Below are 10,950 nucleotides of genomic sequence, written 5' to 3' on the forward strand. Positions count from 1 at the left end.
ACCGAAAGCGTGCCGGATCATCGACAGTTGCGCGGAAGGTCAGAGCGACGACTGCACGGATCCCTGGCATTGTCATCAAACGGTGGCACACTGGATCGTCTTGGGCGAGCTGGCGAACTTGTTTCTCAAGGGTTGCCAGCTCCCGTCGCAACGTTGCTCTGGCACGCAGCATTGGCGCCGTTGCGGTTTCCAACATGGGGTTACCTTCTGCCAGCTCCTGAATGCGGGCCTCGAACCTACCACGCGAGATTGCGCCGACCTTGAGACCGAAGTTCCGCAGCAGGCCTCTGAGCGACATTTCCAGAGCGATCATGTTCTGCTGAATGGCTTTCCGAGCGCCGAGAACAGCTCGGGTTTCCTGAGCTGAGACGGATTTACAGTGAACCGGTCGGAACCAGCCGAGATGAAGAAGGCGTGCAATCCCTTCTGCATCGCGTCGATCTGTCTTGATCGGCATCGCCTTCAGCGCTCCTTTCACCTGGCGCGTTTCCATGAGCACGGCATCAAGGCCAGCTTCAGTCAGCCCTCGGTGCAACCATTGCGACAGTGGCCCGGCTTCCAGGCCAATTGCTGCGACATTGCCGTCAAGTTCTTCCAACCAGCGCGCCAAAGCTTTGGGTTCACTTTCAGCCTCAGCCTCTTTGAAGATCTGGCCATGCTCGCTGACCACACACACTGCGGTCTTCGCCAACGACACATCCAATCCTATAAATAGCTTCATCCCGTCATCCTCCATCTGGGTTCAATACGGGAATGGCGACAGCACGGTGCTGATCTGACAAGTGGCAACGGTCGTGCGTGACGCAGGCCCCGTTACAGCATCTCATAGCCAATAGATGACGGTTGCCGCGAGGGCGATGGCTGAGAGGAAGACCTTTGGGCAGCGGTCGTAGCGCGTGGCGACACGCCGCCAGTCCTTGAGCCTGCCGAACATGATCTCGATACGGTTGCGCCGCTTGTATCAGCGCTTGTCCACTGCCCGGCAGGGCATCACGGAGTGATGGCCCGGGAGGGGGACTTAACCGGTGTCTTGCGTTGCTTTCGGCCGGGGATGCAGACGCGTATCCCATTGTCCTGCGGGGATTCTCTGAATCAGTCTGCATCATAGCCGCGATCGCCGAGCAGCCATTTGACGTTTGGCAGGCCGCTGAACAGGGCCCGCGCGCCGATGTAATCGCTGACCTGCCCGGCGGTAACGAACAGGTCGATTGGTCGCCCCTGACCGTCACAGATCGCGTGCAGCTTGGTGTTCATACCTCCCTTGGTTCGACCAATCTGGCGGCCATCCTGGTCGCCGTTCGGTGGGCGTTCAGATAGGTTGCGTCAATCAAAACGGTCTTTGCCTCGCCATGTTCGGCGGCCAATCCGATCATCATCCTGGCGAAGATGCCTTTCTCGCTCCAACGCCTCCACCGGCTGTCGAGCGTCTTGTGCGGCCTATACTCCTTGGAGGGCGTCGCGCCAACGCAACCCATTGCGATTGATGAAGATAATCCCGCTCTGAACACGCTTGTCATCGACGCATGGCTTGCCGTACGACTTCGGGAAGAAAGGGGAAAGCTTGGCCAACTGCTCGTCGGTCAGCCAGTAAAGCTCGCTCATTTCACCACTCCGTTTTCCGAGCCGTGAATCACGCAGCACACTAAAAATCAATGCATCCTGACCTTTGAAACTAAACGGATGCAGGGCGTCGACCCGCGTGCCGTCAAGTTGTGCATACGAGATGAACGAGTATTGAAAGAAGCACATCGCGGCGTTCTGAGAGCTTCGCGAGACGATGCGCGCGGATTCTTCTACTGTGCCCGAGGTAAACACTGATGCACTGCATGCCAAATTCACCGAAATCGGCGAGACACGCAAAAGGTTGGTGGCCGCTCTGAGAGCTGCCGGTGATTTCGACCCCGGCGCTGCAATCCATACCGCGCAGTGCGCCCGTCAGATGTTACCGGCTTCCCGAGATGTCCCAGCGCTCTTTGTGGATCTACACCTGCGTATGCAGGAAAGGAATGCCGCTCTCAGCGTCTTCCCAACCGCAGAATCTCTGCTTCAGCACCGAGGCTGACATGTTTCGTAGAATTCAATCGTTTTGGGCTGCGCCCCCTTATCCGCCTTTGCCTTGTTGCCCGCGGAGCAAGTTTCGGCGGACACTCTCGTCGCAAGCTGGAACCTCAAGCATCTGGGCTGGAACAACGGCAAGGATCTTGCCGCAGTGGCAGAGGTCGCTTCACGCTTCGATTTGATTGCTTTGTAGGAGGTTGTGACCTTGGAGGCCCTGCAGGATTTTGAACGGGTCATCGAGGAGCAAGCCGGAGAGTCTTGGTCGACCATGGCATCCGACGCCATCGGCCGAGGCTCCTACCGTGAAATATACGCCTTCTTATGGAAGGATGCAGAGTTCAATGCTGCGGACAGCGGGTTGATCTACATAGACCGCCGGGACATCTTTTCTCGTGAGCCCTTCTCCGTCCGCTTCCAAACGATCGAGGGGTATGAATTCATCTTGGCCTCCACCCACTTGATCTACGGCGACAGCGTCGATGTGCGTGAGGCTGAGGCCCGCGCTTTGGCCGACTACCAGACCTGGCTGGCCGACAGCTTCTCAGGCATCGATGTCTACCTTGCCGGGGATTTCAATCTGCCCCGCAATAATCCAGCCTGGCGTAAGCTGGCATCGACAAGCGCTGCGCTGATCGTCGAGGGTGCCACAACCCTCTCAACCCGGGATGGGCGATATGCCAACCTCTATGATAACATCTGGGCATCTAAGTGATCGAGCATTCCTCTGAATCATGTAGGGATCTTTCGATTTCCCGAGGCGCTCGGCGTAAGCCACGAAGCTGCGCGTGATACGATTTCTGATCATGCACTGGTTTGGATGATGCTGGATATTTTGGGGCAATGGGTCACTTTTAAGAGCGGCTAAGGCGCCTTGTCGACCGGCCCTGAGATATTGCACGCGGGCAACTTTTGCCCTCTGGCGTAAATCCTGCCTGAAGTGCGGTCTCAGCCTTACTAAGTTGCCCGCGGGCAATTCGCAGCATGCAGGGGAAACATGGCGTCCTGTCGTCGCAGACGGGTAGTGAGTTGCCCGCGGGCAACTTTTGTCCTCTGGAGCAGATCCTGCCCGAAGTGTGATCTCAGCCTTACTCAGTTGCCCGCCGGCTACTCGCAGCATGGAGCGGAAACATGGTCTTTTGTCGTCGCGGACGCGGATAAAATGCCCAGGGGTAACTTTTGCGTTTAAAGTCCTGGGGGCGGATAACGGCGGATACTGCATGTGGGTGAAAACGCGGATATGGAGCAGTAACCAGGCTCAGTAAGCACAAGCTTCTTTTTCAATGATAGCCCTCATGTAGGCTTCTGGCGAACGTATTTTCCCTGTAGATGCGATGAGATACTCGATGGCTTGTAGTAATCGGCTCCACCCGAGGTTGGCAGCGGCCATAGCCAGTGTTCGGTCCTTTAACGCAATTAGTTTGCCAGATGTCAGGATGGCTTCGTGAAACTCTGCATCTGTACGTGGAATATGTGTGAGGAACTCCCTGATGTTCGGGCACTGTGCCCATGTCGTTGGTAGATCACGGCAAGCCGCGCTGTTCTTAAATGTATCTATTTTTTTTGACTCTACTTGGCGGACGGTTTGCCCGTTTCCGGCGGACGCTTTGCTCGTTTCCGAAGCTTGCAGCTCCGGCTGCTCCGCGGGCAATGGCGGTGCGGTCACGTCTTCCTGACTGTACTCGGACGGGGTAGGGCAGGGGGCTTGCTCGTCGCAGAGAGCAAGGATCTGATCTCGAATTCGAGCCACGTCGGCCTCGGTCAGCGTGGCGCGGCGAAGGTGCGTCTTGGCCTGCGTCAATTCGTCAATTTGATCCGCTGTAAGGCGTTCAGATTCGCGTAGGAGAGCGGCTCGGTATGCAAGCGCCTCAGCTCGAATGCTGCGGATGGTCTCTTGCGAAGCTAATATATCTTTGGCCATCTTTTGCAGATCTTTTGCAGAGCAGAGTAGGGGGGTCAGATCGAGTCCGAACGCAGCCCGCACTTTGCCCGCGGTTCGCAGAGCAAATCTCTTGCCGGTAGCGCTATCGTGGCGCCTAAGCAGACCAGTGGAGACGAGCCGCGAGACATGGCGGCGCAGGACCCTCTCATCCATACCATTCGCGCGCTCACAGATGCTGCGGTTCGACGCATAAACGACCAACACCATTTCCGGATTGATCGGGAGATCAGCACCGGTGGCGCGATCCCGGCAGGGGAGAAAGCTCAGCAGCGTATCAAGAACTAGTACGTCGCCGGTCGACAGGCCCAGGCGGCTGCGGCAGGTGCGGATCGCGCGGAGAAGCTCCCTGCGCAGGATGGGTTGAAAGCCTGCGTTCATGGTTCGGACGCAGCTATCCTGCGCCCCGGCACCCTGTGCCGCGGTCATGATGGTTTTCATGCGATTTCAGGCGGCAAAAAATACCGTTCACCGAAAATGGTGTTGAAAGCGATTCGATTTCTGGGTATCTAGGAGTTGCTACACTTCTTAGATGCCCTCTGGAGACACCGTCTTCGGGGGGTTTCTTTTGTCTTACCTGCCTCCTTTTCTCGTTGTTGCCTCAGGCTTTTGGCGCCCCCTCGGGGAGGGCTTTCGCACAAGTTGCCCGCGGGCAACTTGTGTTTGCTCAGTCTTGATCACGCCTCGCAGACCACGCTTCATAGAGCTGATCGATTGACTCATTGAGGTGATCCAAGAATTGAGGATCTACGTTCGCGGGCGCTTTGAATGTCAGGCTTCGACCGGTTCTCTTCACGGCGATGCCGTTGCCCAGAACCTTTGTGGCATTCTCGTTTGAAAGCTGGGTTTTCTTGGCAAGTTTCTTCAGGTCGACGAGGAGCTTTTGCAGCCGCTCGGAGCTCTCGAGGTCCAAATCAATCATTTTCAAAATCTGAGATGTGCCGGGCGCTCCTTCCATTTGGAGTACATCCACGAGGCTGTGCCACACACGCCGACCGCAGCCATGCGCGGGACCAATCCGTTCAATGACTTCTATGGGCAATGCCTTGATCGCAGAACGCATCCGGGATTGCATCGGCGCGCCTACACCAGTGGTACGCTGGATGATATCTACCGTGACACCGGCATCGTAAATCTGGGCAACAAACAACGCCCGCTCGATGTAGGAATTTTCCAAACGCTCTGCGTTCTCGACGCCCTGAGCGATGAGAGCCATTTCGTCGGAGAGTTCCATCACCATCGCACGCACGTCGCGTCCAATTGCGCGACAGGCTGCAATACGGCGCCGGCCATATACGACCTCATATCGCTCGGCTCTTGTGCGCCGCAACAACACGGGCACTTGCTGGCCGCTCTCGAGGATTGAGTCCTTGAGGCCCTCAATGTCCGACTCTGCATCCAACCGGTCGCGGAACTTAGAGCCATCAATCAGGTCCGTCGAAACGTCGACGATTGAGCGCTGTAGCTGCTCTTGGAATGATCGTTCAAAGTATTTCAGGTTTGGCGACGCTCGATGAGAAGCCTGCGCACCTTCTGCTTCGTGCGCATTGCCCTCTCCAGCCTCACTGTCCTGGGGGGAGGGCTGCTGCATGCCGGCTGCGAGTGTTTTGCTGAATACGCCACGCCGTGCCATCAGGTGCGCCCCCATGCTTGGCCTAGATCTTCTTCTATTGCGTTGCAAATATCGCTGATCGATTTGATCACCCGATCGTACGTTGCTTTGTTCATGTCGCGTGGCCCAACTTCCAGAACGGGCTGCTTGGTATTCAACGCATCGCCAATCGCGGTCGATTTCACAAATTCTGCTGGCAAAACATCATCACCAAGAACAGTGCGCAGAAACGACGCCATCTGCAGCTGCGGTTGATCACTGGCTTCGTATTTTGTGACGAGCAGGCGGATGAAATCGAAGGTCTTCTCTTGGTTTTGCCGCTCAACGACTGCCATGAGGTCGGATGCCATGGTCATGAACGTCGCAAGCGACATGACATCCAACATCGAAGCCGACAGGGGGATCACCATTCCGGTTGAGGCGAACAAGGCAGAGATGACCGCAAATGACAGCTGCGGCGGGGTGTCGATGATGACGAGATCATACTCATCTTCGACCTGGCTCAATGCAGCCGACATTCGACTATGGAAGGGCGCGGCAGTCCGGCCTTCACTGAAAGAGCTCGCGGTTTCATACTCGAATTCGATGATATCCATTGATGCGGGGATGATGTCGATCCCGGCGAAATACGTTGGACGAATGACTTGACGGATCGGCTTTGGATCATCGTATGAGATGATGTCGTATGCGGTGGGCATGTTCGGATCGAGCTCCGGAGAGAGGCCAAACAGGTTCGTCATCGAGGCCTGGGCATCGAGGTCTACACACAAAATCCGATACCCGCGCAATGCAAGCATCTGTGCGATGGAAACAGTCGAAGTGGTCTTGGACACCCCGCCTTTCAGGTTGAAGATGGTGAAAACCTTCACATCCTCGCCAGGCTGCCTACGGCGATACTCTCGGGGACCAATACGGCCATTCTCGTACAGAAAATCCCGAATGGCTTGAATCTCTTCCGCGGTGAAATATCTGCGGTTCCCATTGACCAACGTGCCCGTTGGCATCTTGTCGGCATAGGTTTTCAAATAGTGCCGAAATGTGTTTGCATTTATGTCCAGAAACTCGCCTGCTTCTCGGGCCGAGAATGTGCGCAGCTCTTTCTGAGCGTCAGGAGGGAACACCTCCATGCTATGGGCCTGTAACGCCCTGCCGATTTTATCTGCCATTGTCCGGAGCCGGGCAGACCCGTGAATACCGCTCATGATGCCCTCGTTTTTTGTTTGTTTCCCTCTCATTAACAGAAAAGCGTGTGATTTCTACTGTTTTCTGTTGGGGCTGCGTTTCACCGACAGCACCAGCGCATTGAGTTGCGTGCTTTTATGGCGTTTTATCAATGACTTGTGTCGACTTCGGGCCGCGTAAAAAAAACGACGTTCACCTATGGGTCTTGTGGGTAACATGTACCCAAATAGGTACTATGACCTAGAAAGGATTCGCGGTTTCACTCGCGCAGGCCGTTCTTTTGCGCGCGGTCCATGTGGAGTAGCCCCCTGAAAGTGGTCCACCAACTGGGATAGATATGTCCCGCAAATGGAGGATCAGCGATGGCTGGGAAAAGAGAGAAGCCCGAAGAGATTGTTTCGAAGCTTCGGCAGGTTGAAGTTCTGCAAGGACAAGGAGCGACGATTGCCGAAGCGGTTCGCCAGATCGGTGTGACGCAGCAGACGTTTTATCGATGGCGTAAATTGCAGCGTTCGCAGTTGGCACGCTTGAAAGAGCTTGAGAAGGAAAACCAGCGGCTGCGCCGAGCGGTGTCAGATCTGACGCTGGACAAACTCATTCTGTCTGAAGCCGCGAAGGGAAACTTCTAAGCCCTTCACGTCGCCGAAAATGTATTGACCATGTGCGGCAGGAACTGAGCGTGTCCGAGCGCCGCGCCTGCCGCACGCTTGGTCAGCATCGATCTACGCAGCGCAAGACACCGCGAGGCCGTGCTGATGAGCAGCGGCTGACTGACGACATCATCGAGTTGGCCGACCAGTATGGGCGCTACGGATATCGGATGGTCACAGGCTTGCTGAACAACGCAGGTTGGTGTGTGAACCACAAAAGGGTCGAGCGTATCTGGCGACGTGAAGGGCTGAAAGTGCCGCAAAAACAGAAGAAGAAAGGACGGCTTTGGCTGAACGATGGTTCGTGTGTGCGGCTCAGGCCGGAACGGCCAAATCACGTGTGGTCCTACGACTTTGTTCAAGACCGAACCGCTGATGGTCGCGTCTACCGGACGCTCAACATCATCGACGAATACACCAGGGAGGCGCTGATGATACGCGTCGATCGTAAGCTCAACTCAATTGATGTGCTGGATGCGCTGACAGACCTGTTCATTCTACGCGGCCCACCGGAATATATAAGATCCGACAATGGCCCGGAATTTATCGCCCAGAAGGTACGAAACTGGATCGCCGCTGTTGGCGCAAAAACGGCCTACATCGAACCAGGATCACCTTGGGAAAACGGATATTGCGAAAGCTTCAACGCTAGGTTCCGCAATGAACTCCTGGACGGCGAGATGTTCTACACCTTGGGGGAGGCCCAAATCCTGATCGAGCAATGGCGGATCCACTACAACACGGTCAGGCCGCACAGCTCGTTGGGCTATCGTCCGCCCGCACCCGAAAGCATCGTGCTAATGGACCAGAGGCCAACGATGCACTAACAATCAAACCGGACCACCCGATGGGGGCAGACCACATGAGCATCTTTACCGAAGAAAGCTGCCATTTTGTGCGTCCCCGCGGCGTACGTTCTCGCATGGCCTCGAGTTTATCAAAGTGAGCCTCGTCACGGGCGCGCAGATTCTTGCGCATCGCTGCGGGATCTTTCGCGCGCAGACCAGGATTGCCACCCACGCGCCCCTCGCTTCGCGTGCGCTCAAGCCCCGCTTGCGTCCGATCTCGGATTGTAGATTGTCACTGAGAACTGACGGACCTAACGTATGATGACGACGGCGTCTTCCTATATTTGGTCGTAAAATTCTAGAAATTTTGCCTGGTACCAGCCGCACTTGAGAGGGCTAGCGTTGTTGCAATCGCAAGATATTTGTTGGCGTTTGGCAACAACCGAGGAACGAGGTTGAAGGTCTCAATCAAATTCCCCTTCACTTTTCGTTAGGTTGAGTGTCATTTCGAACGCGAGTGATAAGCAAACGACACGCGTGTGTGGTATGGCAATGTAGATGGACAATAATGTTGTTCATTTAGAGAAAGAGCGGCGAAAACGTCCTGCGTGCAGAGTAGCCAGGGTTCGGGCAAGACAAAAGAGTGTCAATGATTGGCACCATTGGGAGTGGGTTGATGATGACCGCGAAGAAGACGGCAGATTCCTGTCAGTTGGCTTTGAAGGAGGAGACAGGGGCCGCGCCGATGTCGAAATCAGGCCAACCTATGGTGGCTGCCTTCCGCAATGCCCTTAATCTTGTGTTGACTTGGGCACTGCTTCTCTCTCTTTCAACACGCGTCTGCGTCCGGGTCTTGGCCGTTCTTCTTGCAACGCTGTATTTTGGTATCGCGGCTCAGGCGCAAACGAGTTTCACGGTAAACTCCCAATCAACTATGGGTACTATCGGAACCGGGTCCGGTAGCGTCGATCTTGATGGCGATGGCGTGAGCGATGGCAACTGGACGCTAGAGATCGAAGGCCTTCCCAGAGTCAACGGATCGGTGATTACGTTTGCGGAAGCTTTTGGCGGAGACGAGTTTCTTCTCACAGATGGCGATTTTATTTCTGGTTACTGGGATTACCAATCGAGCATTGGCAACGAATACGATCTCTCTGCAGAATTTACCATTCAATCGTCCAGCCCTGGCGTCACGTTCCAACCGACACTCCGCGGCTCGTATACCTTTCCTGCAACTGATGGGTACGGCTTTCAGAACAACATCCTCGATTATTCGATTGTATGGTCAAATCCAGCAGGTGCAACTGGGAACACTCCAACAATCATTGATCCAAGAAATCAGCTTGGCACTATTACAAATATTACAAACGGTGTGAATTACACTCAAAACGGCTTCTCGTCGCCACCGGCATTCACCTACAACAGGTTCACTCAATCGTCCCCAAGATCTGGGGTCACAACCACAACCAACAACGTTACATGCAATGCTAACGGTTTTTGGGCCAACGGATGTGTGGCGTGGGAAATTGGTACGCCCTCTGGCTATGAGACGCTTACTCTCACTGGTTTGCGGTCGCAACGGCGTGAAGCGTTGGGCTTTGGTGTTATTTCACAGACCGATATGGTCGTCCAAAAGGACCTTGTTGCAGGCACCCCAGCGGCACTTTCAGCAGGACAAACCGGGTCTTTCGTCATCCAGATCGAAAACGGTGGCAACGCCGCGAATGGCGATTCAGCCGCGACTGGCCTTGCATGGCGGGACAATCTGCCTGCCGGGATGTCCTTGGTCGGCGCTGACTTTGAGATCATACGCAATAATGCAACGTTCGCTTCCCTGAGCGATGCCGCTCTAGACAGCGTTTTTGTCGTCGATTTGGCGAACGATGCGGTCTCGTTTGATTTCCGTAATCTTGACGCTTCCTTTACCAATCGGGCTCTGCAACTTGCCGACGTTATCGAGGTCACGATCGAATTTGAAATTGATGGTTCAGTACTTGGTCCAATTGAGAATACGGCCAGTGTTCTAGAATTGACCCAGATCGATACCGATCCAACCAATGACAGCGACTCTGCGTCGATAACCGCTGTTGACCCTGAACTGACCAGCACGAAGACCGCTGGCACGACAGGTGCGTTGAATGCAGATGGGACCTATACCCAAGAGTTCACAGTCACACTGACGAACACCGGCGACGTGGATATCACCGATCCGACCCTGACCGATGATCTTGAGACCGCCTTTGGCGATGCTTTTGATTCCTCCGCGGCGACGGACAGCACCGGCGGTGTGACGGTGGTCCCTGCACTGACGTTTACGCCGGCCACATCGGGCGACACCACGACGATCACGGCGAATTCGGGCTTTGACGGGGACACATCCGCTTCCCTGATCACCGTGCCGTCCGGGGCCACCCTTGCGCCCGGCGATGCGCTTTCCGTGACCTTCACGGTGCTGCTGGATGCGACCGAGATGACCGATGCCAGCGGCGCGCCTGTTGCGACGGCGAACACGGTGACGGCCGGGGGCACGCCGCCCACGGGCACGACCCTGACGCTTGTGGGCACCGACGAGGATGGCGGTCCGACCACCGATGGCACATCCGGCGCGGACACGACCCCGCCGGTTGACGAAGGCGCGGTTGCGGTTTTGAAGGCTGCCGTTCTGAATGATGACGACACCTCTGGCGATGTGAACGCCGGTGACACGATCACCTACACCTACAC

7 protein-coding genes and 2 pseudogenes are annotated in these 10,950 nt (G+C 55.6%); 3 read left to right on the plus strand and 6 right to left on the minus strand.

Annotation, left to right across the window (positions count from 1 at the left end; translation table 11 throughout):
• Together ACN5AZ_RS18225 and ACN5AZ_RS18230 are read right to left on the minus strand one after the other, a co-directional pair.
• Window positions 1-721 (minus strand): IS110 family transposase (locus ACN5AZ_RS18225; RefSeq protein WP_419430331.1); only part of this gene is annotated, 721 nt, incomplete at its 3' end.
• Window positions 722-823: 102 nt separating this feature from the next.
• Window positions 824-1,602 (minus strand): annotated as a pseudogene (locus tag ACN5AZ_RS18230) (IS5 family transposase).
• A 661-nt stretch (window positions 1,603-2,263) separates the two neighbouring features.
• On the opposite strand from ACN5AZ_RS18230, the gene ACN5AZ_RS18235 reads away from it, so the two are divergent.
• Window positions 2,264-2,770, plus strand: coding sequence for a hypothetical protein (locus ACN5AZ_RS18235; protein WP_419430332.1), 507 nt, complete (start codon window positions 2,264-2,266; stop codon window positions 2,768-2,770).
• Between the two features lie 543 nt (window positions 2,771-3,313).
• On the opposite strand, the gene repC is transcribed toward ACN5AZ_RS18235, so the two are convergent.
• From repC to repA, 3 genes are all read right to left on the minus strand, one after another.
• Window positions 3,314-4,435 carry a plasmid replication protein RepC gene (repC, locus tag ACN5AZ_RS18240; protein WP_419430333.1) on the minus strand — a complete coding sequence of 374 codons (1,122 nt, stop codon included), beginning with the start codon at window positions 4,433-4,435 and terminating at the stop codon, window positions 3,314-3,316.
• Between the two features lie 226 nt (window positions 4,436-4,661).
• Window positions 4,662-5,642, minus strand: a complete 981-nt coding sequence (repB, locus tag ACN5AZ_RS18245) for a plasmid partitioning protein RepB (RefSeq protein WP_419430334.1) — start codon at window positions 5,640-5,642, stop codon at window positions 4,662-4,664.
• Window positions 5,627-6,772: a plasmid partitioning protein RepA gene (gene repA / locus ACN5AZ_RS18250; protein ID WP_419430335.1), complete on the minus strand. Its 1,146-nt coding sequence runs from the start codon at window positions 6,770-6,772 to the stop codon at window positions 5,627-5,629. Before repA ends, repB begins: the two co-directional genes overlap by 16 nt.
• A gap of 378 nt (window positions 6,773-7,150) precedes the next feature.
• On the opposite strand from repA, the gene ACN5AZ_RS18255 reads away from it, so the two are divergent.
• Window positions 7,151-8,265, plus strand: a protein-coding gene (locus ACN5AZ_RS18255; protein ID WP_419430336.1) for an IS3 family transposase whose coding sequence is annotated in 2 segments (ribosomal slippage) — window positions 7,151-7,403 and window positions 7,403-8,265 — 1,116 coding nt in all. Because the reading frame shifts where the segments join, the coding sequence is not laid out codon by codon here.
• Window positions 8,266-8,299: 34 nt separating this feature from the next.
• Here ACN5AZ_RS18255 and ACN5AZ_RS18260 read toward each other — a convergent pair.
• Window positions 8,300-8,518 (minus strand): annotated as a pseudogene (locus tag ACN5AZ_RS18260) (hypothetical protein); the annotation flags it as partial.
• A 357-nt stretch (window positions 8,519-8,875) separates the two neighbouring features.
• Here ACN5AZ_RS18260 and ACN5AZ_RS18265 point away from each other — a divergent pair.
• A partial coding sequence (locus tag ACN5AZ_RS18265) for a hypothetical protein (protein WP_419430337.1) occupies window positions 8,876-10,950 on the plus strand: 2,075 nt, incomplete at its 3' end.

The organism is Sagittula sp. SSi028, from assembly GCF_048553715.1.
In the GTDB taxonomy this organism is placed as follows: domain Bacteria; phylum Pseudomonadota; class Alphaproteobacteria; order Rhodobacterales; family Rhodobacteraceae; genus Sagittula.

Excerpts from the sequence above, each read along its gene's own strand:
- repC (WP_419430333.1), bottom strand. The coding sequence starts at position 4,435 with ATGAAAACCATCATGACCGCGGCACAGGGTGCCGGGGCGCAGGATAGC.
- repB (WP_419430334.1), bottom strand. The coding sequence starts at position 5,642 with ATGGGGGCGCACCTGATGGCACGGCGTGGCGTATTCAGCAAAACACTC.
- repA (WP_419430335.1), bottom strand. The coding sequence starts at position 6,772 with ATGGCAGATAAAATCGGCAGGGCGTTACAGGCCCATAGCATGGAGGTG.